We start from the raw sequence: 24,599 nt of genomic DNA on the forward strand, positions 1-24,599 counted from the left end.
AAGCGAAAGGAGCCCACACCTATGCATATGCGTCCGCCTGCGGGCTCATCGAGAAGCCACCGGCCGCCTGAGTAGGTCGTCCGCGTGCCGCTCTCTCGCCCAACAGGCAGCACACCCTTCCCGTCAAGATCAAGAGCAAACGCAAGGCATACGCAAGGCATGAATGCTACGCACGAGCGATAATCGAATTCTGGCTGCAGGACAAAGGCCTCCAATGAGCACCCCTAACAACGGCATACAGACCATCCACGCGATGGCAAATTTCATGGCTGAGCAACACCCCGAAGTTTTGCTGTTCATGGCGCAAAAATTGCGGCTTCATCTTTCTAACTCCCTGGCAGATTTTCACGGCAACAGGGTTGCGCACGGACCGTTTAGGGGGTTGTTGCTCGGCGCAGATACGCATTGGAGCGGCGGCGGGGCGGACAAAGGTGGCATGATCCTGGGTCTCTACGAGCAAGAAATCCTGAATATCCTGGCTGACATTCCAGCCAAATACCGCACATTCATCGATCTTGGGGCGGCCGATGGGTACTATGGGTTAGGCATGTTGGTTAACAACCGGTTTGATACATCCTATTGCTACGAAATTGTGGAGCGTGGTCGCGAAGTCATTGCCGCAAACGCCGTGCTGAATAATGTGGCCGACAGGGTCATCATCCGTGGCGAGGCGACACGCGAATTCTATAAGGATTTCCCCGCCGAGGTACGTGACCAGTCTCTGCTGTTGATCGATATCGAGGGTGCGGAATTTGATCTCGTCGATGCGGATACTTTCGCGGCGTTTTCGAAGGCTATGATCGTTATCGAGATTCACGATTGGATGGTGGAAAACGGCGCAGAAAAGACGGCCAAGCTGCGGGTCGATGCCGCACGCACGCACCGCGTTAGCGAGATCAAGATGGGCGCTCGCGATTTGTCCGGCATCACCGAACTTCAAAGCATGCCTGACACGCAACGTTGGCTTCTCTGCTCAGAAGATCGCCAACGGCTCATGACCTGGCTGCGATTTGATCCGATTGAACCGAGCTCTATTCTAAACGCATGAGCTTCATCCATTCTCCGATCCTCGATTTGAGGTAAGGATGCGATATGAAACACGAGCTCTGTCACTACTGCGGCAGAGCAACGCTGAAAGACGTAGCCTGTGGAGCGTTCAAGCTCGTCATCTCCGTTGCTCATGAGGGGATCGGGCAGCCGTGTCGAAAGTGCTCTGCGCCAACTGGCAGCGTTGCCGTGTCCACTTCATGAGAAGCGCGCTGGCCCAAGCAGGAAAGAGTGGACGGCGCGTCGTCTCCGTCTTCATCGCCACGGCCTTTGCCAAGGGTACACCAGAGGCCGCAAGCCAGTAATAGCGCAACGTCGCAACCAGATCAGGCAAAGGTGCCGAATTGCAACTCTCATGGACAGCGCCCAGCAGAACGCGCTGGCCTATAGGACCTTTTTCCAGGCAGCACTGGGCCGAGCTTCATAGCGCAAATCCGATCGAGCGCCTCAACGGCGAGATCAAGCCGAAGCACCGAGGTCGTCGGCATTTTCTCCAACGGCGATGCCATCGTCAGACTGGTCGGTGCCTTGTCAGTGAAACAGAACGATGAATGGGCTGTCTAGCAACCCCGCTACATGACACTTCAGACAATCGCCACAATGGGCAGTGATCCGCTCGTCAGCCCGCCTGCCGTAGATCGACATTTCATCCGACCCAACGCCGGAAGAAACCTTGGACGTCTAAGAGACGCCACTCTCCGGGACACGATCAATACCGCCCCTCATTACCCGCCGGAAATAGACGTGGCATAAATCGGAATATTCAGTTTATACGGGCCAGAGAAATGCAAGGTGTATGAGCCGTTGATTGGATAAGGGCTTTGGAGGACCTCCCATTCAAGCCGTCTTAGCAAGCCCGAGTCAGCGTATTTCGGCAACAGGTTGGCTATAAAACTTCCCTGTTCATAAGCGACTCCCGCCCATACTCCATCTTTAGACTTCCACTGACCCTCCACCTTTTCCCACTGGTCCGGCTGATAAAGCGCGACCCACTCCTCCATCAAGTCCAACCCCCGAGAGCCTCTGCACATGAAAATACCGGCGTTGAAAGGGCTGGGCCAAACCGGGTTATCCGGCGCATATACAAATACTTCATCCTTAACAAAGAAACGAGGTACAGTCATATCAAGATCATGAACGACCGCGTCGGTATCAAGCCACAACACAGCATCATATCCTGCTCTCAGATAGTGAGCTGTGATGTGTACCTTTGCCCAAAACGGCGGCACATCGGCTCCAAGCTTATTCACAAAAGCGTATTCGTACCCGTGCAGTTCAGCATATTTTGAGTTTCGGCCAATCAACGGTGCAAGTTGCCCCAGCGCACCAAACGGGCGGTCATCGTACTGAGCGACTGCTATCTTCATGCTTCCAAACTCTTTTCTGGTCGATCGTCTCGGGACGCCGAAAAATGGTATTAATTAACTTCACCGCTCAGTTAAGTTCGCATCCCCACCTTGCGCGAACCCGTAAAGAACGCGGGGCTATCTAAGCCAGACCACCCCATGACGATCATGCAGACGGCGGAGACCCTCAAATTCCTGCTTAACTAGTCATCAATGGATCAGCCTGATCGCTGTTGACGGTTTTACTGGTGGTTGTCTTGGATAGCGTGCAGTTACGGCCCGTTTGGGAGCAGTTGACCTCATGCGGCGGCAAGACCGCCTTCGTGTAAACATTTCGGAGCTGGTGTGTAGGCAATTTTCGCCAGCTACACACCCCCTCTCTCGGCACGCGCCGTTAACGGGCATCGCCCCTCCTAACAACGCGCCAGTTCGTTTGTCACGCCGTCCCCCGCAACAGCCGCGTCTTTCCGATGAAGAGCAAGCGGTAAACTTCGTTTGCGCCGGCCAGAGAAAGATGAACGAGGAGGCGAGAGAGCAAAAAGATCGCCAAGGGGGTATTTTAAACACGCGTACGCCTGTGGCGTGATATCTGGCCGTTGGCGCCAGTTTAGCTGAAGGCGATGCCTGTTCGCCGCGAAATAACTTGGCGCTCGCGGGGCTTCAAGCTTGCCAACCATTGGTCGACCGCTTGCAGGTCGAGATTGGGCTTGGCGCCCACAGGTGGGATTTCCTTGGCTGCCTCGTAGATTGGCGCCCACATGCAATGGTAATTCACTGATGCAACTGGCACGACAGCGAAATTAAGCTCAGCAGCCTTCAAGGCTATGTAGAACAGGCGGTCGCCGACGCCGGCGAGCTCGCGCGGCATGCCGGAGAAGAAATGCAGGGTGTGGTAAGAGCCCGGAAGGAAGAAGAAGCAGTTCGTATCGACATGCTTCTCTATCGGCTCATCACCGATCGGAATAATGGTCTCGTCGGGGCGACGAAAGAATCGGCGTGAGACCACGTAATCGCAGTCTGCGCCTGCGTTTTCGGCAACATCGATGCAAAGAGCGATGTGGTTGAGTTCGAGCCAATTGTCGGCGTCACAGAAGCAGAAACCGTCGTAGCCTTCGGAGATTGCCAGGACTGCCCCAATCCCGCGCGGCGTGTTGCCGTAATCTCCATGAGATCGATCGAGTTTGATATGCCTGACGCCGGCAGCATCGATCCAGTCCTGCGGGAAACCATCGGCGACCAACAAATGGTCGATAGCAACCGTCTGGTTCTTTACGCTGTTGATGCAGCGCTCCAGAAGCCCCCTTTCCTCCTTGTAATAGGGAGTGACTACCAAGTAACGAGGGCGATGATCTGTGTCCATGGCAGGTCCTTTGCATAGAGCCAAATTAGCGCTTGATTCTGGGATGCGGGTCAAGGCTTTGGAGCATAGGCATCAGGGAAATCAACTGCGTTCCTCATTAGGTGGTAAAATTGCTCGAGCGCAGCCTGAACTGATGCGGCATTCGTCATCGCGAAAGACCATGTCTATGCCCAAGTGAAGGCTGTTTTCGATGGCCCAATGCTGGCGGATGACGGCGGCGAGCTTGTCAGCGGGAGCGGCGGCTGAGGTGATACAGACGCGAGTTCCGGTTTCGATTTTAGGACAGGTTTGGCGTATCCTTTCGACCATGACGATGCCTGCTTGCTCCGGCAAATCAAGGATGCCGAGATTGGCGATTGCGCATTTCGAATTTTCAATCCGACCAGACCCGTCATCGAAGGGCCCAAAGCCCACAGTTCCATCTGCGGCATAGTGCTGGCATTACTAGTTCGCACCTTGTTGCAGGTTCACGACGCGTAATTTCAACCAGTCGGCAAGTTAGTGGACCTTGAGCTTAGGAAGAATGAGCGCCTAACGAGCATCAAATGATGCTTGCTTGTAACGGCTCATGAAAGAAGCAATGAGTGTTTCGCACTGTCGATCTCGGCTACTGAAACGGAGCCGGCGCAGTGCAACCTATGTTTCTCACGCAGAACAAAACACCATCTTGACTCTCCCACAAAATGAGAACATTTATAGAACAAATGAGAGGGCGAAAGATGTCTGCGGCTGAGAAGATCATCGTTGTTCAGTTCAAGAAGGGCCGTGGCGGTGTTGTACCGGGTGATATTCGGCAGGCTTCCAACGCGGCCTCTGCCGAGAAGATCGCAGGCGCTATGGCGTCTCGCAATATCGGGGTCGCCGCTTACGCTGTCACCGTGGATGAGGAGAGTGGCGATATGGCCGAGCCCCGTCTTTTGGTCTCCCACGGCGAAATTGCCGACTTGATGCCTGACTGATCCGGCAGGGGTCAATCATTTTTCAAATCAATGAACGATGGCTCTGAAATAGGAGATTGAGAACGTGCGTGCCGAAATCAACGAACAGGTCGTGGATGTTGCGGCATATGTCATCCAGTGCCACGACGGGGATGCGAAGGCGGCGGTGGAAACGCTGCTGGATGAAATCGAGCACCTCCAACAGCAGCTCTCCGTTGCCGTTGCGGCGATGGGACGTGGATTTACACGCGGATGGATACCGAGCGGTGAGCGGGAGTGAGATGCGTCACCGTCGCGGTATCGATCTGATGGGCGCGGACGATGAGGCAGCAGGACAAAAAGCCAATGACGTAACATTTGCCGACTTGCCGCAGTGGTATTCGGTCGGTGGCGAATGCGGAAAATGCGGAGAGGTAAACATGCTTGAGCGGTGGGAATTACAACGACGGTTCGGCAAGTCGCAGCAATTGAGGCCGCTGGAACGGAGATTGCGATGCAGCCGATGTGGCAACGGACATGGCAACCGTTTCGTCTTTGGGCATGTGTCTCGCGATTGAAGGATGGGAGCAGCTTTGAAGGCAGTGCGGCACATCAGAGAAGGCCCGTGCCCATCTAGCGCTGGATAAGGCTTCAACGGGATGCACAGTCGCTTAACTTGCCGCTGGCCCCTTCAAGCAGGCGACTCGCCCCGAGAGTAACGGCTGCGCTCCGCGGGCGACAACCTCCATCAAGCCAACAGTTCCTAGTGTTAGCCCCTTCCAAGAAGGAATGATTGGAATGAAGAGACGAGGAACCAATTCCGGTATCAACCGGATCGGACGGTTACAGACTTCGCACAACCCGTTGAAACACAGAAGTCTCGATTTCGCGCGCTCCGCCCGGGATCAGAAAGCACGATTACACCAACGACAAAAAGGTCGACGCGGTGAAAGGCATATGGCCGATCGGCCACGCGCAATCACTGTCACACCGACAGAAGCATTGCATCAACCACGTTAACGGAGGTCTTTAACATGCGATATGTCTCGTTTCTTTGTACGTTTTTTATGCTCGCCCCAACCTTTGCGCTGGCTTGCTCCGAGCCTTCCAGCGACATCCGCGTTCCCAGGGCGCCATCCAAGATCTCACAGCCCTCTTGCCTGTCTTCGTCGAACTGCTCGGAGTATGACATGCGCTCCTATAAGAACGACGTCAGCACCTATATTCGCGCTCTGAAGGAATATGCCGCAGACGCGGACCATGCGGCTGATGCTGCGAAGGATTTCGCGAGTAACGCGGCAGACTATGCAGAATGCGAAAGCAGCGCGGCCAGCTCACACATTCGATGAGATGCCATCGTCGCAGGCCATCTCGCACGCGACGTTCGCCTCCCAAGACTTGCGCGTTTGCGGGCTGCACCTTGGCGGAGCGCCCGCATCAATTCAGGCCGCTTTTGTCTCGCCGGGGACTCTCCGAGCACGACGATCCTGCGACAAGCGTCCCACACTTTCATGAATCTACTTTCAACTGAGCACAGAAGAGCAAAGGACCAAACCAATGAAACGACTTATCCTTTCCACCGTCATGGTGCTTGCAGCCAACAGCGCTTTTGCCGAATGCGGGATGAACGCCTCGCGATGCTTCAAGAAGGATGGAAGCACCTACGAGCTCGAGCAGAATCTCGGAGGTGGATACGCCGTCACCCGCGACGGGAAAAGTGAGGGAAGGCTCTCACAAAATCTCAGTGGTTCCTGGACGCTGTTCAGACCGGACGGCACCACGGAGACGTTTGACCGCAAGCCATCTTCGATTCCGAAATACTAAGCGCTGAGGGTGATCTGACTAGCTGCTCACACCATGTTGGGATGGCCATTCAATATCTAATGTGTGGCGTTCTTTCAGATCCGCTCCTTGCTTTAGCTCTTCGTTGGGTCGCGTGACGTTATCGCAAAACAGCGACACACTTTTGCACGACATGCTTGAAGCCGACGTGTCGAGCAAACAAATTGTCACAAGGCTCTCTTATCTTGCTCCGCGCATGCGTTTTATCTCTGGGCAACGGGAAGCCGGGTTGTGTTTGAAATTGCCACAAGATGTTTTGGAAGGACGCGGCGTCCAATCTAGGTTTCAGCCTGCGCATTTCCTTGCAAACATCGTGAAAGTCGCGCGGCCAATGCAATATCGGTGCTGCCTGTCCGCACAGCGAGGCCAGGAAACACCCTCTTGCCATCCAGCTCATTATATATTATACAATATTATATAATGTATAATGATGGAGGCATTCATGCCGATTACTCGAATCTCCGACAAGCTATCGGTGTCGACCCAGCCAAGCATCGAGGACATCGAGTTCCTTAGCGCGCAGGGCTTCACGACATTCATCAACAACCGACCGGATGGCGAAGACGCAGGCCAGCCCGGCACGCAGCTGGAAGCGCAGGCGGCGGATCGGGGCCACCTCGCCTATGTCCATATCCCTGTGAAGATGAAAACCATCACTGAGGCTGATGTGCGCGCTTTCCAAGACGCCCTGCGCCAGTCGAACGGTCCTGTCTTCGCCCACTGCAAAGGTGGCACCCGCTCGCTCAGCCTTTACGTGATTGGCGAGGTTTTGGACGGGCGGATGAAGGCAGCCGATGTAGTGGCGTTCGGTCGCGACCATGGCTTCGATACAACCGCCGCAGAGGCATGGCTCGTCAGGAACACGTCGCTGAAACCGCAGGTGAAGGGCTTTTATGATGCCCGCACGTCCAGCATTCAATACGTGGTCTCGGATCCCGAAACGAGCCGATGCGCCATTATCGATCCGGTTTTGGATTTCGACGAGAAGTCCGGCGCAACAGCCACCATCAATGCCGATGCCATTCTCGACTACGTCCGTATCCAAGGCCTTACCGTCGAATGGATTCTCGACACGCATCCGCACGCTGATCATTTCTCTGCCGCGCAGTATTTCAAAGAAAAGACGGGTGCTCACACCGCCATCGGCGAGCGCGTCGTCGATGTTCAGGCTCTTTGGAGTGACATCTACAACTGGCCGGACCTTGCGATCGACGGGTCGCAATGGGACCATTTGTTTGCCCATGGCGAGACATTCAAGATCGGCTCGCTTGATGCGCGGGTCCTTTTCTCGCCTGGGCACACGCTCGCCTCCGTCACCTATGTCATCGGCGACGCAGCATTCATCCATGACACGTTGTTCATGCCGGATGGCGGCACGGCGCGCGCTGATTTCCCCGGCGGGGATGCGGACGCGCTCTGGCACTCAATTCAGGATATTCTTCAATTGCCCGATGAAACGCGGCTCTTCACTGGCCACGACTATCAGCCCAATGGCCGCACGCCGCGCTGGGAAAGCACCGTGGCGGAACAAAAGGCTTCCAACCCGCATATCGCAGGCGTCAGCCGACAAGACTTCGTTGCGCTGCGCACCAGGCGCGACAAGACGCTCCCGATGCCAAAACTGATTCTGCACGCGCTGCAGGTGAATATCCGCGGCGGCCGCCTGCCAGAACCGGAAGCGAACGGCAAACGCTACCTCAAATTTCCGCTGGATGCGTTGCAGGGAGCGGCGTGGGAATGACAGTTGCGCCAAAAGACATGCCGCTTTCGCCCGCGGAAATGGCAAACCGCGCCACAGAGGTTGCCAACCTTTTGAAAACCCTCTCGCACCCGGCACGGCTGATGATCGTCTGCACCCTGGTTGAGGGAGAGTTTTCGGTCAGCGATCTGGAAGAGCGGCTCGATCTGCACCAGCCACATCTCTCCCAGCACCTTACCGTGCTGAGAGGTTCATGCATTGTCGATACGAGACGCGAGGGCAAGCAGATTTTTTACCGCCTGACGGAAGAGAAGGCCGCCCAATTGGTCGCCTCCCTCTATGAGATTTTCTGCGCGAGGGATCAGGCATGAGCACCTATATCGTCTCGCTCGCCGGCGGCATGTTGATCGGCGTATCCGCCGTCATGCTGCTTATCCTGAATGGCCGCGTCGCCGGCATCAGCGGTATCGTTGGGCGCCTTGCCCAAGGCGCGGGGGTGAGTACCAACCTCGCCTTCGTGCTCGGCCTCCTGCTCGGGCCGATCGGCTATTTCGCTATTTTCGACGGCTGGCCGCAGATCGAGATCACCATGCCCTGGCCGCTCATCATCCTTGCTGGATTGCTGGTCGGCTTCGGTTCGCGCATGGGCTCCGGCTGCACCAGTGGCCACGGCGTATTGGGGTTGGCGCGCCTGTCTCCCCGCTCCATGGCAGCGGTCGCGACCTTCCTGACGACCGGTGTCGTCGCTGTTACGGTCCTGCGGAGTGTCGGCTTATGAACCGGCCGGCTCTTCAATTTTCTGCTGCACTCGCATCCGGCCTCGTCTTCGGCCTCGGCCTGTCGCTTTCCGGCATGCTGAACCCTGCCCGCGTTCAAGCCTTTCTGGATATATTCGGCAACTGGGACCCGAGCCTCGCCTTCGTTCTCGGTGGCGCCGTCATCGTTGCATTTATCGGCGTGCGGGCAGCAAAGCGGATGGATCATCCTGTGCTGGACGATAGGTTTCACCTTCCCGCACATCAGAAGATCGACGCGCGGCTCCTAATCGGCTCGGCCCTCTTCGGTCTTGGCTGGGGGCTTGGCGGTTTCTGCCCTGGCCCGGCTATCGCGTCAATCTCGCTAGCAGCGCTCGCCAGCAGCGTACCGCAGGTCATCCTGTTCCTCGTTGCCATGCTTGTCGGCATGATGCTTCATGATCGTGTCTGGAGCAGGCGTTTGTAAGCAGCTTCCTATACAGCACGGATATCGAACGTCTGCTTATTCCTGGGCGTCACTAAGAGTTCGCCCAACGCGGTTTCCAAAAATCCGCTCGACACAGCTTACGTAACGTCATTAACGAAGTATTGATCGGAACTTCTTCCTCTGTTGCGCCTTAAATGGTTATGGTTTTGAATTAACCGGTATTTCTCGCAGACCCGCATCATATTCAAGGTATTTTCCAGTGCTGGATGGCCCCAATAGTTCTCGTTTCATCGCCGCTGCTTTTGCCGCTTCGGATGACTGCATCAAGGTCATCGGCATGGATGGCTCCTTGCACTTCATGAATGAAGGCGGCCAGCGGGTGATGGAGGTGGACGATTTCGCCCACGTCAAAGGCTGCTACTGGCCAAGCTTCTGGGAAGGTCAGGGCAATGCCGAGGCCGTTTCAGCGCTGGAAGAAGCCCGCGCTGGCCGCGCCGCTCGGTTTACAGGGTTTGCAAACACAGCCAAAGGCACGCCGCGTTACTGGGATGTCAAGGTCTCCCCGCTTTTCGATGAGCAAGGTGCGGTTGAAGGCATTCTCTCCATTTCGAGAGACATCACCGCCTTGAAGGCTTTCGAGGATGAGCAGATCCTGCTGCGCAACGAACTTGCGCACCGCATCAAAAATATTCTGGCACTGGTGCAGGCCGTTGCATCGCAAACGTTGAAAGACGATGCCGATATGGCCACCGCCAAGCCGACCTTCCTCTCGCGCCTTGGCGCGCTCAGCCGCGGGCACGAAATCCTCATCAACGCCCACCACAATCCAACCCAACTTCGCACACTCGCAGAGGCAGTCGTTGCCGAACATAGCGCCGGCCGGGTTTTGATCGATGGCCCTGAGATCGATCTCTCGGCCAAATGCGCCCTGGCGCTCACCCTCGCCTTCCACGAACTCGCCACCAACGCCTTCAAATACGGTGCCCTCTCCAACGACACCGGCGTCGTCTCCCTCACATGGAAACTGAACGAAGCCGCCGAACGCCCGACCCTTGATCTCACCTGGAAGGAAACCGGCGGGCCTGAAGTCTTCCAACCAAGCCGCCGCGGCTTCGGATCGAGGATGATCGACAAGGCGCTCTCTTCCTATCTGGGAGGCACAAGCCGGATTGATTTCAACAGCGATGGACTGGTGTTTTCGCTCTCGGCACCAGTGGCGAACTTGATTGAGAATTGATGAGTAGGCAGTCAATCGCCTGATAACGCCACGCCTTTAAGCGAATACTTGTTTGGACCGCGTTCAATGCCTCCACTCATTGATATGTCCGGTTCAGGGCGGTATTGTGCGTTTAGTCACATGGTAGGCGCTGAGGCGAAAATGGCCAGCTACGATGTCGAGCAACTGACCGGTGAAGTCAAAGGCACCTTGGTTCGCGGCGCAAATGATCGCCGAACTGGTGTCGTCGTACTCTCAGGCTCAAGTGGTAGAATTGACACCGACCGGGCAACGTTATTCGCAGAGGCTGGGACGAGCGCCTTGGCGTTGCAGTGGTTCGGGGGAGAAAATCAGCCTCCAGGAATATGTGAAATAGAACTCGAAACCTTTGTCCGTGCAACCGACCTTATGATCTCTCGAGCGTGCCAGCGAATAGTCTTCGTCGGAACATCCAAGGGGGCAGAGGCCGCACTGCTAGCGTCCACTGTCGATACGCGGATCAATGCGGTCGTCACCATCAGCCCGACGTCCGTTGTTTGGGGAAACATCGGCGAAGGCCGCGACGGGATCACATGGCCGGAACGTTCGTCTTGGTCCTTCAGCGGAGTTCCGCTTGATTTTGTGCCAGCTGATATAAACTGGCCGCGTGAATACAGAGACGGACTTGTATCCTACCGATCCTTCTTCACACCATGCCTTGCTAACGATCCAGAAGCCGCCAGACGCGCCAAGATTCCAATCGAGACCTCACCTGCCGATCTAATCCTTGTAGCAGGCGGTGATGATGCACTCTGGCCCTCTGACGTTTTTGCTAGAGATCTGTTTGGGGTGAGACAGACTTGTGGGAAACGCCCCACTTTAGTGTTCAATCAACATGCCGGTCATCGTATTCTCTTACCCGATGAGACCACGCCACGGTCCAAACTTCACGCACATGGCGGGAACGATGAAGCAGACCGAACGCTCGGTCGGGAGACATGGCAAGCTTTACAAAAGCTCCTGTAAGACACTGGAGCGATTTATCTTTGGAGTTCGAATGCACGCCACCATCTACCACAACCCCGCCTGCGGCACCTCCCGCAACACGCTCGCCATGATCCGCAATGCTGGCATCGAGCCCACTATTATCGAATATCTCAAAGCCCCGCCATCGCTGGTGGAACTGAAGGCGATGATTGCCGATGCTGGACTAACGGTTCGGGAAGCTATCCGTGAGAAGGGAACGCCGTATGCAGAGCTTGGGTTGGACAATCCGTCGCTGACCGATGAACTATTGCTGGAGGCAATGGTGCGCGAGCCGATCCTTATCAATCGGCCATTTGTCGTGACGCCACTTGGTACACGGCTCTGCCGTCCGTCGGAGCAGGTGCTTGAGATTCTTCCCGACACACATAAGGGTGCCTTTACCAAGGAAGATGGCGAGAAGGTTCTGGATGACAGGGGGAAGCGCATTGCCTGACCTCGATGGTCGAGAGCCTCCACTCCAGGCGTTCCAGCGCGCCTAGAGCGTGCCCTTGTCGCTGGCGATACGCGTTTCCAGCGTCTTGGCGATCGACTTCAGATTGCGGGACTTGCCGGCAATCTTTTCCAGTGCAGCGATGACCAGATCACGCGCCACATAATCGGACTTGTGACCGAGATTGTGGACGATGACGAGTTCGGCTCCGGGTACATCACGGGCAAGATGTTTGGAGTGAATCTCGGTGGAAACCACGCTGTCCTTGTCTCCTGCGATGATGATCGTCTTTGCCCTGATCTGCCGGTAATTTGGAGAGGCGTCTTTTGCCCAGCCGTTCAGCGCGCCCACTTCCTGGGCGTTGTGACGGAAGGCAACGGGGCGCAGTGCGCGGTAGGCTTTTGTTTTCGAAACGTAATCGGACGGCATCGGGTTTGGTGCAAAGACGCCTTTCACTGCGCCGTTTAAGGCGAACAGTCCGGCGGGCGGGGCAATCAGCGTGCTGAAAAACAGCCCGGCGACGGGCGCCCGCGCGGCATCATAATACCAACTGATGCCGCCCGGCCATGGGTAGAGCGCTGGCGAAAGAAAGACGAGCCCTTCGACCATATCCTTGTGGCGCAGTGCGAAAGCGGCGGTGATTGCGCCGCCGAAGGAATGGCCGACGATAATGGCCTTGCGAATGCCACGCTTCTTCATCACCTCGGCGATCGCATCGGCCTGAGCGTCAGGGAGGATGTTTTCCTTTGGCCCGATATCGGACAGCCCATGCCCGGGCCTGTCGACGAAAAGCAATGTGGCGCGTCCTTCCAACGGCTCGCGGAAGGAATAGAGCGGATCGTAAAGACTGGTGCTGGCGCCATGAATGAAGACGATCGGCGGCAGATCTGCCTTCTTTCCGACAGGTAGAAGGATGCTGTTCAACTTGAAGCCGCCGACATCCACTCTCGCCTCACCCTTTGTCGGGCTGTCAGATGTAGCGATTGCAGGCGTCATCATGCTCATGGCGAGAACCGTTCCGAGCATGGGCAGCAAAGTGTTGGGCATCGTCGTCCTGAGAATGAAATGAGCAACGTGTCTTGAACCCGACCATCGTGAAACGCAAGACGTGAATGGTCGGGCTCTTTGAAGGCATGTCACACCAATGCGTTTCGGCACTGGCGTGACATACGATAGAACGAGGGCCAGTGCTTTTGGCGCAGGCCTCGAAACTTGCGCGTTTCAGGCGGCAGCGCGCCCATTCACCTTGCCTGTCAACCAGCAGGAGCAGAAGGCGGTGGCGGCAGAGAGAAACGAACCCCAGATCAGGTCGGCAACCGTCAGGGTCGTCGGCCAGGTTACGAGTGTCGCCTGGTTGGTGAGATCATAGGTGCCGTAAGCCGCAAAACCAAAGAACGCGCCGTTGCGCAGCGCCACCACCACACGACCTTGATCAAGACCGGGCAGCACCGCAAAGAAGGTCAACGCGGCACAATAGATAAGATAAAAGAGCACCGCAGGGACAAGTCGGAACTGCGGCGCCAGAAGATCGCCCAGAAGCGGGCGGTAGAGCAGGTCCGCCATGGTGCTGAGCCACACCGCATCGATGGCCAGGAAGAAGACCATGGTTGCGATATAGGCGATGACGAACCGTTTCATGAAAACTCCCGCGTTTTAAAAGAATGTCTTGGCGCAAGGGCTCGACCGCCTCTGCGTCCTGTCAGGATCACTTGATCCGCGTCCAGTTGACGCCCTTGCAGACGATGCCGGCTAGGACGCATCCCTTGGTCGTCATGCTGTTGCCCTTCACCGAGACCGTCAGCTTGTAGGTCAGGTCGCGCTGCGGATCGAACGCGGTGCCGGAATATTCGCCATCAGATGTCGGCTTGATGCTCATCACCAGTTTGTCGCCGGTCTTTTCCTTCGGCGTGCCCGGCTTGATCCAGGTGTTGACGGCACAGATATCGGAGCCGCAGGGCGCGATCTGAACCTTGGCATTGCCATCGCCGCGTGACCACTGCCCTTCGATCGTATCTGCAAATGCACTGCCGCCGGTCAAAGCGAGAGCAAGAATTGACAGTCTAAGAACTATTTTCACGCTGAAATCCTCCAACAATAGGCTGTCTGTGCCAAGTGATGACGACAACAACGCGCCGGCCATGATTTCGGATCACAAGAAATCACCGGAGAAATTTTTTTCTTTTGCAGGGAAACCATGACCCGTCATCGTCCGTAGATTTGGCAGACTGAACATGCTGATCACGGAAAGAACCTTCTTATGGATGTCCTCTTCCTGTTTCTGATTGCCCTTGGCCTGTCGCTTGCCATGATGGCGGCCTGGGCCGTTCAACGCCGCACTGGGGCAAGCGGCTGGATCGATACGATCTGGTCTTTCGCCGTCGGCATCGGTGGCATCGTCGCCATTGTCATTGCCGATGGCACGCCGGAGCGGCGGCTTGCCGCCTTTCTGCTGGTGGCCGTCTGGTCTGTCCGGCTGGGCAGCCACATCGGCTCGCGCACCAAGGGCGGCGGTGAAGATCCGCGTTATGCCAAGCTCGTCGAGGAGTGGGGTGAGAACGCCTCCAAGCGCCTTTTCCTCTTCCTTCAGATCCAGGCTCTTGCCGGCTTCATCTTGGTCCTTGCCATCTATCTGGCGGCATTCAACACAGCCAGCTTCCCGCGCTCGCTCGATCTCGTCGCAGTCGCCATCGGCCTCCTGGCGATTGCGGGTGAGGCGCTGTCGGACCGGCAGTTGGCGCACTTCCGAAAGAAGCCGGAGGCCAAGACCGAAGTCTGCGAAGAGGGCCTGTGGCGCTACTCCCGCCACCCGAACTACTTCTTCGAGTGGCTGTATTGGTGCTCGTGGCCGCTGCTGGCTTTGACAGGCCCCTCGCCCTTCGCCTGGGCAGCGCTTCTCGCACCCGTGTTGATGTACTGGTTGCTCGTCCATGCATCCGGCATCCCGCCGCTTGAGGATCACATGCTGCGTTCGCGCGGCGAGAAATTCCGTGCGCTACAGCGCCGCGTCAACGCATTTTTCCCCGGTCCACGCAAAGAGGAGGCATGACATGAACATGTTGGCATTCGCCATCAACGCGGCCGAAAAAGCACCGCTTTCGGATAGCCTCACACTGACCGGCATCGATTTCCTCTGCAACCGCACCAAGCGCCGGCTGGAGAAAGTGCCGGAGAGCGCGGAGGTGATCTTTGCCCGCGACATGGCCGACTTCCCGGTAGCCACCCATACGGACGAGGCAAACCGCCAGCATTACGAAGTGCCCGCCGAGTTCTTCTCGCTGGTGCTCGGGCCACAGCGCAAATACTCCTGCTGCTACTACCTAAGTGAAAGCACCACACTGGCAGACGCCGAAACCGCAGCGCTGGCGGAAACCGTCAAGCACGCCGATATCTATGATGGCATGGACATTCTGGAACTTGGCTGCGGCTGGGGCTCACTGTCGCTCTATCTGGCCCGGCAGTTTCCCAATGCCCGCATCACGTCCGTTTCCAACTCCTCATCGCAGCGCGCCTATATTCTCGGCCAGGCAGAGCGCCAGGGGCTGGAAAACCTTACCGTCATCACGGCGGACATGAACGACTTCTCCCCATCTGGCACGTATGACCGCATCGTATCGGTGGAAATGTTCGAGCATATGTCGAACTGGCGCGCGCTCTTCGAGCGCACCAATGGCTGGCTGAAGGCGGATGGCCGGCTGTTCATTCACGTCTTCACCCACAAGAACCGCTCCTACCGCTTCGATCCGAACGATCCTGCCGATTGGATCGCGCATCACTTCTTCACCGGCGGCATCATGCCCGCGCACGACCTGCCCCATCGCTTCCAGGATGTTTACGCCGTGGAAGCCGAATGGCGCTGGTCGGGCACCCATTACCGCCGCACCGCCATGGACTGGCTTACCAATTTCGACGCCAAGTCAGACAAGATCACACCGATCCTGCAACGTGTTTATGGCAAGGACGCTTCCCTTTGGCATCGGCGCTGGAGACTGTTCTTTCTCGCCACGGCAGGCCTCTTCGGGCATGAAAAGGGCGATGTCTGGGGCGTCGGCCACTATCTGTTGAAACCTGTCGGCAAATGACCGGCAAGGGCGAAAGTACCAGGCAGGACGCGTTAACGGCAGCCACCGTTACCGTCGCCTGGGTCATCATTGCCAACAAACCCTTTTACCCGCCAACCATCTGGTGGGTCGTCGGTAATGGCGTCGAGGCGGCTTGGATCAGCGTGCTGTCAATGCCCTTCTTCCTCGCGATCCCGTTTATCGCCAGGCGATCGGCGCTGGCGGCAAGAATTGCCCTTCCCGTGATCGGCACCATCGATACTGTGTTCGAAACCAAGCTTTTCGGAGCAGCATCGGGCACGGAGCTGTTCTTCGCCGCCTGCATCATGCTTGTGGCGCTGTCCTTCAGGGCCAGTGAAAAGCTCTGGCAGATCGGCCTGACGGGCTTCGTCTTTGCCGGCTTTTTGACGACGCGCTACCTGATTGGCGATTCGCTGCACATCTGGAGCACACCAGATCTGGCAAAGCTCTTCAACCTCAACGCTTTCGCCGTTGCCTGTCTCACCGCCTTCATTGCGCTGCGCTATTCAGGCATTCGCGGTGCAGATCACTCCTCCGGAACCAGTCCGTCATAAACTTCCAGAAGCGCTGCTGAGATTGCTGCGCCGAGCGCATTTGCCGCCTCGCGAATTTCCTCTTCCTTGCCATCGCGTGACGCAATTGCCAATGCCGAGGCCTCGACGGCGATGATCGCCTTGGCCCGCTCAATGGCCCAAAGGCCGAAATCGCCGCGGTTGTCGATCGATACAGTGTCCATTGCTTTGTCATCCCTTCGAAGCAATGCGCCGTTATGGAGCAGAGCCAGAAAAAGTCTCTAAGCAAAATATGGTGCGAAAGCCACAGCACGCAGCCTTTGCCGAAAAGTCGGCGCGCTCCCGACGTTAACGCAATACCGTCTTTCTGGATGACACGCGGGGATCAATGCCGCATGTTCCGGGTTAGAAAACATGTGAGCCCCTCTTTCGGGCTGCAAATCGATTTTGGAACAAGGAGCTTTTTTGAGATGAGTTTGAAGTTTGGAACGAGCGGTCTGCGCGGCCTGTCGGAAGATTTGAAGGGCAAGGCGTCCGCCCTTTATGCCACAGCCTTCGCCCATCATCTTCTGAACTCAGGCCTGGCACAAAAAGGCGACCCAATACTTATCGGTCAGGATTTTCGCGATTCGAGCCCGGCCATTGCCGCAAGTTGCATCGCTGCGCTGAAGGCCGTCGGCCTCAAGCCGCTCGATTGCGGCGCGCTGCCGACGCCGGCTCTGGCGCTCTACGGCCTGTCGCTGAAGGCGGCGGCGCTGATGATCACCGGCTCTCACATTCCCGCAGATCGCAACGGCATCAAATTCTACCGCCCGGATGGCGAAATCGACAAGCAGGACGAAACCGCGATTGCCGATCTGGCCGCAAGCCTGAAGCAGGACGACCTCAACATTGAGGAAGAGACTGCCGAACAACGCGGCACGCAAGCCACCGAGCTTTTCTACGAGCGCAATACCGGTCTTCTGCCCGGCGATGCGTTGAAGGGCCTGAAGATCGGCGTCTACCAGCACAGCACCGTGGCACGCGATCTGTTCGTCGATGTACTGGCTCATTACGGTGCAGACGTCGTGCCGCTTGGCCGCTCTGAAACATTCATTCCGGTGGATACCGAAGCCGTCTCTCCCGAGACGCTGGAGAAACTGAAGGCCTGGGCGCCGGAGCATGGCCTGGATGCAATCGTGTCCGCCGACGGCGATGGCGACCGGCCGCTGCTTGCCGACGAAACGGGAACGCCGCTGCGTGGTGATCTCATCGGTCTCATCACCTCCAACTTCCTCAAGGCAGGCGTCGTTGTCACGCCGGTCACTTCCAATTCCGGCATCGAAGCTGCGGGAGATTTCGAGGTGGTGCGCACCAAGGTCGGCTCGCCATTTGTGATTGCCGGCATGGCGGACGCGCTGTCGCAGGGAAGCGATCACGTGGTCGGCTTCGAAGCCAATGGCGGTTTCCTCACGGCAACGCCCTTTGCCCTGCATGGCAAAGAGATTGCACCGCTTCCCACCCGCGATTGCTTCCTGCCGATTCTTGCCACGCTGCAATTGAAGGCAAGCGAAGGAAAAGCGCTCTCGCAGATCGCCGCAGCCTACAGCCTGCCGGTTGCAGCCGCCGACCGCCTGCAAAACTTCGCTCAAGAAAAAAGCTCGGCTCTCATGGAGCATCTGCGTGCCTCGCACAATAATCTCGAAGCGTTCCTGAAGCCCGTCGGTGAAGTCCAGTCCACCAGCGATATCGACGGATTGCGGGTGACGCTGACCAACGGCAACACCATCCACTTCCGCCCTTCCGGCAACGCGCCTGAAATGCGCTGCTATGTGGAAGCTGCCAATGAAGACGAGGCCAATGCACTGCTGAACCAGGGCCTCGACCTTATCCGCAATTTCGGCTGATCGTTCCTGACGATGATCAGGATGCGGCGACGCAAATTGCCGCATCCTGGCCTTTCTGTTTGCGCTTTCGGTAAGGACGCGGCAAAAGCGGAGCAAACGGAGACGGCTCAGGCGTGGCAGACGATACCATCACTCTCTATGAAGCCATCGGTGGCGACGCCACCGTGCGCGCGCTCACGCGCCGCTTCTATCAATTGATGGACACGCTACCGGAAGCCGCCAACTGCCGCGCCATCCATCCGGCCGATCTTTCCGGCAGCGAAAGCAAGTTCTACGATTACCTCACAGGCTACCTCGGCGGCCCGCCGGTCTATGTGGAGAAATACGGTCACCCCATGCTGCGCCGACGCCACTTCGTCGCGCCGATCGGGGCCACGGAACGCGACGAATGGCTTCTCTGCTTCCGCCGCGCCATGGATGAAACGATCGAAAATCCCAAGCTTCGCGAGATCATCTGGGCGCCAATCGAACGATTGGCCTTCCACATGCAGAACCAGCAAGAGGCGCAGTCATGAACAAGGGTATCCTGAAAGCCGTGACACTGTTTCTGAGCGGCGTGCTTGGCGCCTCAGGCGTCGCACTTGCTGCAGCCGCGACCCACACGGGTGCCACCTTGATGCTCGGCAACGCCTCCGCTATGTGCCTTGCTCATGCACCGGTGCTTCTCGGTCTTCATCTCGGCTGGGAGCGCATCAAGACCGCCCTGCCCTCCGCTCTTCTCCTGGGGCTTGGAACAGCCCTTTTTGCCGGAGACCTTGTCTCCAAGCATTTCACCGGAAACAGCCTTTTTCCCATGGCCGCGCCCGCGGGCGGTTTTGGAATGATCTTTGGCTGGTTGACGCTTGCAGCTTCGGCCTTCTTCAAGACTGATCGCGACTGACCGGACGATAAGAGCCCCCGTTGCCTCAGTGCTGCTCGCGAAAGACGGAACACCGTTTGCGCAACCTCGTTATCGCTCCAGCAGGATATTCAAGCCGGCGATGACGGACGATTGGGCTGCAGTGGAGCGGGGGCTGAATGACATCGAAATGGCAGTGGTGGATCAACCAGATCGTCCGGCGAATATGGTTCAGGGCCACTCTATTTTCGCTTGGAGGCGTCCTATCCGCGCTTCTCGCGGTTGCCTTCTCCTCTTACATCCCTGCCGATCTGCCAGCGAAAATCGGCGCTGACGCTGTCGACAAGATCCTCAGCATCATCGCATCGAGCATGCTGACGGTCACCACCTTCTCCTTGAGCACGATGGTCGCCGCCTATTCGGCCGCGACCAACAACGTAACGCCGCGCGCCACCAAGCTCGTGATGGAAGACAGCACGACACAGAACGTGCTGGCCACCTTCGTCGGCTCGTTCCTCTTCAGCCTCGTCGGCATCATCGCGCTCGCAACCGGTGTCTATGGCGACCAGGGCCGGGTCATTCTTTTCGTCGTGACGATCGGCGTCATCATTCTCATCATCGTCACGCTGCTACGGTGGATCGACCATCTCTCACGCCTCGGTCGCGTCACCGAGACGACCGAGAGGGTGGAAAAAGCGACCATAGAAGCCCTTCGGGCCTGGATAAGAAGTCCCTGCCTTGGCGGGAAAGAACTGGAGGAGAATGATCCGAGGCTCGGCGCGCCAAACACGCCCGTCCACCAGCCAAAGGTTGGCTACGTCCAGCATGTGGATGGTGGCGTGCTGGGGCAAATCTCGGAAGAATTCGACATAGACATCGCAGTGGTGGCGATCGCCGGCAAGCTTGTTGCGCCGAATATTCCCCTGGCCTGGATTGTCGGCGACGTCGATGAAGAGGTCCAAAAGCGCATCGCCTCCGCATTCACAATCGGCGACGTCAGATCCTTCGATCAGGATCCCCGTTTCGGCGCTGCGGTTCTGGCTGAAATCGCGTCCCGGTCATTGTCGCAAGCGATCAACGATTCCGGCACTGCGATCGATTTGATTTCAAGATATATGCGGGTGCTGGCCGTCTGGGATGAACACGCCGACGATATCGATGTGCAATATCCGCGTCTGCATGTGGCACCGATCAAGCTCGAAGATGTCTTCGATGACCTCTTCATCCCACTTGCCCGGGATGGCGCGGCTATCCTCGAAGTGGGCATTCGATTGCAGAAGGCGTTCATCACCCTTTCCGGGTTTAGCCACCCGGAGTTTAAACGCATTGCGCTTCAACACTCCAGAAGCGCGATCAAGCGTGCCGAGACAACATCGATGATCGAAGAAGATCTGGACAAGCTCCGGCGTTTGGCACGCCTGCTGGAAACGGCCTGAGCCCCGGCGGCGTGGCCAAGCAACAGCATGCCTCCACCTACGCGCCGCTGAGCCGTCTCTCGACATGTGAAGTGGACAATCATTTCCTTGATCGTGACGAGAGCGTTTCCGCGAATGGCCCATGTGAATTTCTGTCGATCCCGTCGACCCACCTTTGCGCGCAAACACATTTGACAACGCAAATCATCCCGCTACAGTATGACGCAATAAGAATGCATATTCCATTATTGTGGATTTAAAAGAGGGAACGTCATGCTTAAACGGACTGTGCTTGCAGCCTCCTTGCTCTTCTTGCCCGCCATCTCCACGCCGAGTTTCGCCAGCGGCGTGGTCAACGTCGCGACGATCGGTGAACCGCCCACGCTCGATCCGATGGCCTCGACTGCCGATGTCGTGGGGATGATCACGCAGCATATCTTCGAAACGCTCTTCACCTTCGATGCCGAATGGAACGTCGTTCCGCTGCTGGCTGAGGCCATGCCGACCGTGTCCGCCGATGGTAAGACCTACGACATCACGCTCCGCAAGGGCATCAAGTTCCATGACGGCTCCACCATGACATCGGCCGATGTCGTCGCTTCGATCGAGCGCTGGGCCAAGATTGCGTCACGCGGCAAGCAGGTCGCGCCCTATCTGAGCTCCGTTACCGCCAAGGGTGATGATGCCATCCAGATCGTGCTGAACAAGCCCTATGCGCCGCTTCTGTCGCTTCTCGCCTTCAACAATTCCGCCGCCGTCATCATGCCGAAAGCGAACCTTGCCGAAGATCCGCTGACCAAGACCATCGGCACCGGTCCCTACATGCTGAAAGAACGCAAGGCCGACCAGTATATCCAGCTCGTCCGCTTCGATGGCTACCAGTCGCGGTCGGAAGCTGCCAATGGTTTCGGCGGCGCGCGCAAGGCCATTCTCGATGAAGTGCGCTTCGTGCCGGTTCCAGATGCCAATACTCGCCTCGAAGGTGCTATCTCCGGCCAGTTCGACTACGCCGACTCGCTGCCGCCCGAAACCTTCGACCGTCTGAAGGCCTCGCAGGCATCCGAGCCTGTGGTCCTGAAGCCCTATGGTGCGCCGGTCATGGTCATGAACACCAAGGAAGGCGTGCTGGCCAATAAGGAGATGCGCCACGCCATCCAGGCAGCACTGAACCCGGAAGACATGCTGCTGGCCGCCTTCGGCAATCCGGAATTCTTCGCCGTCGATGGCGCGCTCTACCCGAAGGGCTATGTCTGGCACACGGAAGAAGGCATCGAACGTTATGGCGAAGGCGATCCCGAAGCGGCAGCAGCCATGGCCAAGAAAGCTGGCTATGACGGCGAAAAGCCGATCCGCATCCTCACCAGCCGGCAGTATGAATTCCATTACAAGATGGCGCAGGTCGCCGCCGAGTATCTGAAGGCCGCAGGCTTCAAGGTTGAGCTTGGCGTCTTCGATTGGGCGACGCTCACCACCCGTCGCGCCGATCCGAAACTGTGGGACATATTCATCACCCACGGCCCGTTCCCGCCGGAACCGATCCTCAATGGCTGGATGTCCGATAGCTATCCCGGCTGGTGGTCGACACCTGCCAAGGCCGCAGCAGTCGAGCCCTTCATCGCCGAATCCGACCCGGAAAAGCGCAAGGCCCTCTTCGCCGAAATCCAGAAGGTCTTCTATGAGGAAGCCCCCGTTTACAAGGTCGGCGACTTCAATGCGCTGAGCTCGAAGAAGAAGACGCTGAAAGACTTCAAGCCATCGCCCTGGCCCTATTTCTGGAACGTCAGCACCGGCAACTGAGCTTAAGCTCCTCCTCCCGACGAGACCCGTGCTCCGCGCTTTGTGCGGGGCACGCCGCAAGCCTCATTCATCGATAACGAGCATCTGTCATGACGCGTTCTTTTCCCAAGGACTTTCTCTGGGGTGTCGCCGCCTCCGCCTTCCAGACCGAAGGCGCTGTCAACAAGGATGGCCGCGGCCAGAGCGTCTGGGATGTTTACGCCCACACGCCGGGCCGCACCACCAATGGCGAAACCGCCGACATCGCCTGCGACCACTATCACCGCTACCCGGAAGATATCGGCCTGATGAGCGGCCTTGGTGTCGGGGCTTACCGCCTGTCGACCGCATGGCCGCGCATCTTTCCGGAAGGCTCCGGTCAGGTGAACCAGCGCGGGCTCGATTTCTACGACCGCGTCATCGACCTTCTGCTCCATGAAGGCATCGAGCCTTGGATTTGCCTGCATCATTGGGACATGCCGGTGGCGGTGGAAGAAAAGGGCGGCTGGCGCTCACGCGAGACGCCAAAGATCTTCGCCGATTATGCCGCAACGATTGCCCGCCATTTTGGCGACCGCGTCAAGCGCTTCGCTCCGATCAACGAACCGAACGTCATTCCCTGGGTCGCCTATAATGTCGGCCGCCACGCGCCGGGCAAGCAGTCCTACGAGGACAGCCTAAAGGCCATCCACACGCTGAACCTCGCCCATGGTTACTCGGTGAAAGCCGTTCGCGCCGAAGCGCCAAAGGCAGAAGTCGGCAACATCGTCTCGCTCGGGCCGGTCCGCCCGCATTATGACGACGCGGCCCATGAGGAAGCCCGCATTCTGGGCGACTGCCTCTGGCGGCGCGTCACCGTTGATCCCCTCTGGCTAGGCACCTATCCCGAACCGATCGCCAGGGAAATGGAGCCGCTCATCCTCGGCGACGATATGGCCGACATCAGCCAGAAGATGGATTTCTTCGGCCTCAACCACTACAATCCCGTCTTTGTCGGGCCCAACAAGAACACCACCTTCGGCGTTGCCGAGACCGCCCCGCCCACCGGCATGGGCCCGCTCACCGACGTCAACTGGGTCGTGGATCCGCAGGCCTTCCTTGAACAGATTCGCGACACCAGCGAGCGCTACAACAAGCCGACCATCTACATCACGGAAAATGGCGCATCATATCCAGACGCACTCGGCCCCGACCGCAAGGTCATCGACAAGGATCGCATCGCCTATTTCGAAGGGTACCTCAACGTGCTTCTCGATGCGCTGGAAGAAGGCCACGATATCCGGGGCTATTTCGCCTGGTCGCTGATGGACAATTTCGAATGGGGACGCGGCTATTCCAAACGCTTCGGTCTGGTTTATGTCGATTACCCGACGTTGCAGCGTATTCCGAAGGCGTCCTACCACTGGCTAAGCGATGTGATCCGGAAGAACGCATTGTAAGAGGCGCGTTAGCGAGCAACTCACTCACGTCGAGGTAACGCGGCAAACCTCAACCTCTCCGTCAACCTCGGGCTTGACCCCGAGGATCCGTGTTTTTCAAACGCTTACGGGTGCGGCTATGGATCCTCGGCTCAAGGCCGAGGATTACAGGCGGAGAACATGAAGACGCATGAACGAACTTGGGACGATATTAAAGTCCTGTCCCTGCGCCGCGCAGAAACCGCATGGCGCGAGCGCATCAGCCCCTAATTCGCACCGCGCTCATTCATCGTCTGCAGCGCCCGCTCAAGGCTCGACTTGCTACCATTGCGCAGCGGAATAAACGTCTTGCCGAACTTCTTGCAGCCGGATTTGACGCGAAGGCACGCGTCGTGGCTGATACAGTCGATGGGGCAGAAGACACAGTCAACCGAAGGCAGCAGCGTGTCGATGCGGGAAACCGCTTCGCGCAAGCCCCCGTCATGGTGGATCAGCTCGGCATCGAAATTGCTGGCGATCTGGCGCAGATGCGCCACCTGGCAGTCACGCCCGCCGACATAGAGAAAGCTTTTCGGGCCGGACGGTGCCTGCTGTTGGACGGATGTGTCCG

Annotated in this window: 28 protein-coding genes and 2 pseudogenes; 22 read left to right on the plus strand and 8 right to left on the minus strand. The window is 57.6% G+C overall.

All coding sequences use genetic code 11. From position 1 onward, the window contains the following. The first annotated feature begins 214 nt into the window (after positions 1–214). Both WKI41_RS08535 and WKI41_RS08540 read left to right on the plus strand, forming a co-directional pair. Positions 215–1,048, plus strand: coding sequence for a hypothetical protein (locus tag WKI41_RS08535; protein ID WP_340193072.1), 834 nt, complete (start codon positions 215–217; stop codon positions 1,046–1,048). A 199-nt stretch (positions 1,049–1,247) separates the two neighbouring features. Then, positions 1,248–1,598: pseudogene (locus WKI41_RS08540) on the plus strand (transposase). Positions 1,599–1,772: 174 nt separating this feature from the next. Here WKI41_RS08540 and WKI41_RS08545 read toward each other — a convergent pair. From WKI41_RS08545 to WKI41_RS08555, 3 genes are all read right to left on the minus strand, one after another. Beyond that, positions 1,773–2,414: a hypothetical protein gene (locus WKI41_RS08545; RefSeq protein ID WP_340193073.1), complete on the minus strand. Its 642-nt coding sequence runs from the start codon at positions 2,412–2,414 to the stop codon at positions 1,773–1,775. Positions 2,415–3,000: 586 nt separating this feature from the next. Next, on the minus strand, positions 3,001–3,753 hold the full coding sequence (locus WKI41_RS08550) for a glycosyltransferase family 2 protein (protein WP_340193074.1): 753 nt from the start codon (positions 3,751–3,753) through the stop codon (positions 3,001–3,003). Between the two features lie 81 nt (positions 3,754–3,834). Continuing rightward, the gene (locus tag WKI41_RS08555; RefSeq protein ID WP_340193075.1) at positions 3,835–4,167 is read right to left on the minus strand and encodes a hypothetical protein; all 333 of its coding nucleotides are present in this window, start codon (positions 4,165–4,167) and stop codon (positions 3,835–3,837) included. Positions 4,168–4,472: 305 nt separating this feature from the next. On the opposite strand from WKI41_RS08555, the gene WKI41_RS08560 reads away from it, so the two are divergent. The 11 genes from WKI41_RS08560 to arsC all read left to right on the plus strand — a co-directional run bounded on the left by WKI41_RS08560 (position 4,473) and on the right by arsC (position 12,068). Beyond that, positions 4,473–4,712: a hypothetical protein gene (locus tag WKI41_RS08560; protein ID WP_340193076.1), complete on the plus strand. Its 240-nt coding sequence runs from the start codon at positions 4,473–4,475 to the stop codon at positions 4,710–4,712. A 64-nt stretch (positions 4,713–4,776) separates the two neighbouring features. Next, complete coding sequence (locus WKI41_RS08565) at positions 4,777–4,971, plus strand: hypothetical protein (RefSeq protein WP_340193077.1); 195 nt, start codon at positions 4,777–4,779, stop codon at positions 4,969–4,971. Positions 4,972–5,860: 889 nt separating this feature from the next. Further along, complete coding sequence (locus tag WKI41_RS08570) at positions 5,861–6,019, plus strand: hypothetical protein (RefSeq protein WP_340193078.1); 159 nt, start codon at positions 5,861–5,863, stop codon at positions 6,017–6,019. 208 nt (positions 6,020–6,227) lie between these two features. Continuing rightward, positions 6,228–6,494, plus strand: a complete 267-nt coding sequence (locus WKI41_RS08575) for a hypothetical protein (protein WP_340193079.1) — start codon at positions 6,228–6,230, stop codon at positions 6,492–6,494. 460 nt (positions 6,495–6,954) lie between these two features. Continuing rightward, positions 6,955–8,253 carry a bifunctional sulfur transferase/dioxygenase Blh gene (gene blh, locus WKI41_RS08580; protein WP_340193080.1) on the plus strand — a complete coding sequence of 433 codons (1,299 nt, stop codon included), beginning with the start codon at positions 6,955–6,957 and terminating at the stop codon, positions 8,251–8,253. Continuing rightward, entirely contained in the window at positions 8,244–8,582 is a 339-nt protein-coding gene (bigR, locus tag WKI41_RS08585; protein ID WP_425341000.1) for a sulfite-sensing transcriptional repressor BigR, read from the plus strand. Before blh ends, bigR begins: the two co-directional genes overlap by 10 nt. Beyond that, on the plus strand, positions 8,579–8,989 hold the full coding sequence (locus WKI41_RS08590; protein ID WP_340193082.1) for a YeeE/YedE family protein: 411 nt from the start codon (positions 8,579–8,581) through the stop codon (positions 8,987–8,989). Before bigR ends, WKI41_RS08590 begins: the two co-directional genes overlap by 4 nt. Next, positions 8,986–9,432, plus strand: a complete 447-nt coding sequence (locus WKI41_RS08595; RefSeq protein ID WP_340193083.1) for a DUF6691 family protein — start codon at positions 8,986–8,988, stop codon at positions 9,430–9,432. The genes WKI41_RS08590 and WKI41_RS08595 overlap by 4 nt, the downstream gene beginning before the upstream one ends. Positions 9,433–9,652: 220 nt before the next feature. Then, positions 9,653–10,630: a sensor histidine kinase gene (locus tag WKI41_RS08600; RefSeq protein ID WP_340193084.1), complete on the plus strand. Its 978-nt coding sequence runs from the start codon at positions 9,653–9,655 to the stop codon at positions 10,628–10,630. A 141-nt stretch (positions 10,631–10,771) separates the two neighbouring features. Beyond that, positions 10,772–11,614 carry an acyl-CoA thioester hydrolase/BAAT C-terminal domain-containing protein gene (locus WKI41_RS08605; protein WP_340193085.1) on the plus strand — a complete coding sequence of 281 codons (843 nt, stop codon included), beginning with the start codon at positions 10,772–10,774 and terminating at the stop codon, positions 11,612–11,614. 31 nt (positions 11,615–11,645) lie between these two features. After that, entirely contained in the window at positions 11,646–12,068 is a 423-nt protein-coding gene (gene arsC, locus WKI41_RS08610) for an arsenate reductase (glutaredoxin) (protein WP_340193086.1), read from the plus strand. Positions 12,069–12,110: 42 nt separating this feature from the next. Here arsC and WKI41_RS08615 read toward each other — a convergent pair whose 3' ends face one another. From WKI41_RS08615 to WKI41_RS08625, 3 genes are all read right to left on the minus strand, one after another. Then, on the minus strand, positions 12,111–13,112 hold the full coding sequence (locus WKI41_RS08615) for an alpha/beta fold hydrolase (protein WP_425341001.1): 1,002 nt from the start codon (positions 13,110–13,112) through the stop codon (positions 12,111–12,113). Positions 13,113–13,286: 174 nt separating this feature from the next. Continuing rightward, positions 13,287–13,703, minus strand: coding sequence for a DUF2177 family protein (locus tag WKI41_RS08620; RefSeq protein ID WP_340193087.1), 417 nt, complete (start codon positions 13,701–13,703; stop codon positions 13,287–13,289). A 67-nt stretch (positions 13,704–13,770) separates the two neighbouring features. Then, complete coding sequence (locus WKI41_RS08625) at positions 13,771–14,136, minus strand: DUF2147 domain-containing protein (RefSeq protein WP_425341008.1); 366 nt, start codon at positions 14,134–14,136, stop codon at positions 13,771–13,773. A 186-nt stretch (positions 14,137–14,322) separates the two neighbouring features. Between WKI41_RS08625 and WKI41_RS08630 the strand changes: the two genes are divergently transcribed. From WKI41_RS08630 to WKI41_RS08640, 3 genes are read left to right on the plus strand one after another with little or no spacing between them, the layout of a single operon-like run. Further along, positions 14,323–15,111: a DUF1295 domain-containing protein gene (locus tag WKI41_RS08630; RefSeq protein ID WP_340193088.1), complete on the plus strand. Its 789-nt coding sequence runs from the start codon at positions 14,323–14,325 to the stop codon at positions 15,109–15,111. A gap of 1 nt (position 15,112) precedes the next feature. Next, positions 15,113–16,144 carry an SAM-dependent methyltransferase gene (locus WKI41_RS08635; protein WP_340193089.1) on the plus strand — a complete coding sequence of 344 codons (1,032 nt, stop codon included), beginning with the start codon at positions 15,113–15,115 and terminating at the stop codon, positions 16,142–16,144. Then, positions 16,141–16,698: a hypothetical protein gene (locus WKI41_RS08640; RefSeq protein ID WP_340193090.1), complete on the plus strand. Its 558-nt coding sequence runs from the start codon at positions 16,141–16,143 to the stop codon at positions 16,696–16,698. Before WKI41_RS08635 ends, WKI41_RS08640 begins: the two co-directional genes overlap by 4 nt. Here WKI41_RS08640 and WKI41_RS08645 read toward each other — a convergent pair. Further along, positions 16,671–16,880 carry a hypothetical protein gene (locus WKI41_RS08645; protein WP_340193091.1) on the minus strand — a complete coding sequence of 70 codons (210 nt, stop codon included), beginning with the start codon at positions 16,878–16,880 and terminating at the stop codon, positions 16,671–16,673. The two genes, WKI41_RS08640 and WKI41_RS08645, sit on opposite strands and share 28 nt — an antisense overlap. A 246-nt stretch (positions 16,881–17,126) precedes the next feature. On the opposite strand from WKI41_RS08645, the gene WKI41_RS08650 reads away from it, so the two are divergent. From WKI41_RS08650 to WKI41_RS08675, 6 genes are all read left to right on the plus strand, one after another. Further along, positions 17,127–18,542, plus strand: coding sequence for a phosphomannomutase (locus tag WKI41_RS08650; protein ID WP_340193092.1), 1,416 nt, complete (start codon positions 17,127–17,129; stop codon positions 18,540–18,542). Positions 18,543–18,655: 113 nt separating this feature from the next. Continuing rightward, positions 18,656–19,057, plus strand: coding sequence for a group II truncated hemoglobin (locus tag WKI41_RS08655; RefSeq protein WP_340193093.1), 402 nt, complete (start codon positions 18,656–18,658; stop codon positions 19,055–19,057). After that, a complete protein-coding gene (locus WKI41_RS08660) occupies positions 19,054–19,422 on the plus strand; it encodes a DUF423 domain-containing protein (protein ID WP_340193094.1) in 369 nt (122 codons plus the stop codon). The genes WKI41_RS08655 and WKI41_RS08660 overlap by 4 nt, the downstream gene beginning before the upstream one ends. Positions 19,423–19,559: 137 nt before the next feature. Continuing rightward, entirely contained in the window at positions 19,560–20,816 is a 1,257-nt protein-coding gene (locus WKI41_RS08665; protein WP_340193095.1) for a DUF2254 domain-containing protein, read from the plus strand. 252 nt (positions 20,817–21,068) lie between these two features. Then, entirely contained in the window at positions 21,069–22,592 is a 1,524-nt protein-coding gene (locus tag WKI41_RS08670; protein ID WP_340193096.1) for an ABC transporter substrate-binding protein, read from the plus strand. Between the two features lie 89 nt (positions 22,593–22,681). Then, positions 22,682–24,010 carry a GH1 family beta-glucosidase gene (locus WKI41_RS08675; protein ID WP_340193097.1) on the plus strand — a complete coding sequence of 443 codons (1,329 nt, stop codon included), beginning with the start codon at positions 22,682–22,684 and terminating at the stop codon, positions 24,008–24,010. A 245-nt stretch (positions 24,011–24,255) separates the two neighbouring features. Here the strand turns inward: WKI41_RS08675 and WKI41_RS08680 are convergent. After that, positions 24,256–24,561 (minus strand): annotated as a pseudogene (locus tag WKI41_RS08680) (DUF2325 domain-containing protein); the annotation flags it as partial. Positions 24,562–24,599 lie beyond the last annotated feature (38 nt).

Origin of the sequence: Agrobacterium larrymoorei (genome assembly GCF_037722385.1) — a bacterium.
Taxonomy (GTDB): domain Bacteria; phylum Pseudomonadota; class Alphaproteobacteria; order Rhizobiales; family Rhizobiaceae; genus Agrobacterium; species Agrobacterium larrymoorei_C.

What these genes read in the sequence shown, in the direction of transcription:
- arsC (WP_340193086.1), top strand. Translation starts at nt 11,646, where the DNA reads ATGCACGCCACCATCTACCACAACCCCGCCTGCGGCACCTCCCGCAAC.
- WKI41_RS08570 (WP_340193078.1), top strand. Translation starts at nt 5,861, where the DNA reads ATGCGCTCCTATAAGAACGACGTCAGCACCTATATTCGCGCTCTGAAG.
- WKI41_RS08535 (WP_340193072.1), top strand. Translation starts at nt 215, where the DNA reads ATGAGCACCCCTAACAACGGCATACAGACCATCCACGCGATGGCAAAT.
- WKI41_RS08640 (WP_340193090.1), top strand. Translation starts at nt 16,141, where the DNA reads ATGACCGGCAAGGGCGAAAGTACCAGGCAGGACGCGTTAACGGCAGCC.
- WKI41_RS08560 (WP_340193076.1), top strand. Translation starts at nt 4,473, where the DNA reads ATGTCTGCGGCTGAGAAGATCATCGTTGTTCAGTTCAAGAAGGGCCGT.
- WKI41_RS08670 (WP_340193096.1), top strand. Translation starts at nt 21,069, where the DNA reads ATGCTTAAACGGACTGTGCTTGCAGCCTCCTTGCTCTTCTTGCCCGCC.
- WKI41_RS08590 (WP_340193082.1), top strand. Translation starts at nt 8,579, where the DNA reads ATGAGCACCTATATCGTCTCGCTCGCCGGCGGCATGTTGATCGGCGTA.
- WKI41_RS08650 (WP_340193092.1), top strand. Translation starts at nt 17,127, where the DNA reads ATGAGTTTGAAGTTTGGAACGAGCGGTCTGCGCGGCCTGTCGGAAGAT.
- WKI41_RS08665 (WP_340193095.1), top strand. Translation starts at nt 19,560, where the DNA reads ATGACATCGAAATGGCAGTGGTGGATCAACCAGATCGTCCGGCGAATA.
- WKI41_RS08620 (WP_340193087.1), bottom strand. Translation starts at nt 13,703, where the DNA reads ATGAAACGGTTCGTCATCGCCTATATCGCAACCATGGTCTTCTTCCTG.
- WKI41_RS08595 (WP_340193083.1), top strand. Translation starts at nt 8,986, where the DNA reads ATGAACCGGCCGGCTCTTCAATTTTCTGCTGCACTCGCATCCGGCCTC.
- WKI41_RS08630 (WP_340193088.1), top strand. Translation starts at nt 14,323, where the DNA reads ATGGATGTCCTCTTCCTGTTTCTGATTGCCCTTGGCCTGTCGCTTGCC.
- WKI41_RS08545 (WP_340193073.1), bottom strand. Translation starts at nt 2,414, where the DNA reads ATGAAGATAGCAGTCGCTCAGTACGATGACCGCCCGTTTGGTGCGCTG.
- blh (WP_340193080.1), top strand. Translation starts at nt 6,955, where the DNA reads ATGCCGATTACTCGAATCTCCGACAAGCTATCGGTGTCGACCCAGCCA.
- WKI41_RS08645 (WP_340193091.1), bottom strand. Translation starts at nt 16,880, where the DNA reads ATGGACACTGTATCGATCGACAACCGCGGCGATTTCGGCCTTTGGGCC.
- WKI41_RS08605 (WP_340193085.1), top strand. Translation starts at nt 10,772, where the DNA reads ATGGCCAGCTACGATGTCGAGCAACTGACCGGTGAAGTCAAAGGCACC.
- WKI41_RS08550 (WP_340193074.1), bottom strand. Translation starts at nt 3,753, where the DNA reads ATGGACACAGATCATCGCCCTCGTTACTTGGTAGTCACTCCCTATTAC.
- WKI41_RS08575 (WP_340193079.1), top strand. Translation starts at nt 6,228, where the DNA reads ATGAAACGACTTATCCTTTCCACCGTCATGGTGCTTGCAGCCAACAGC.
- WKI41_RS08615 (WP_425341001.1), bottom strand. Translation starts at nt 13,112, where the DNA reads ATGCCCAACACTTTGCTGCCCATGCTCGGAACGGTTCTCGCCATGAGC.
- WKI41_RS08635 (WP_340193089.1), top strand. Translation starts at nt 15,113, where the DNA reads ATGAACATGTTGGCATTCGCCATCAACGCGGCCGAAAAAGCACCGCTT.
- WKI41_RS08675 (WP_340193097.1), top strand. Translation starts at nt 22,682, where the DNA reads ATGACGCGTTCTTTTCCCAAGGACTTTCTCTGGGGTGTCGCCGCCTCC.
- WKI41_RS08660 (WP_340193094.1), top strand. Translation starts at nt 19,054, where the DNA reads ATGAACAAGGGTATCCTGAAAGCCGTGACACTGTTTCTGAGCGGCGTG.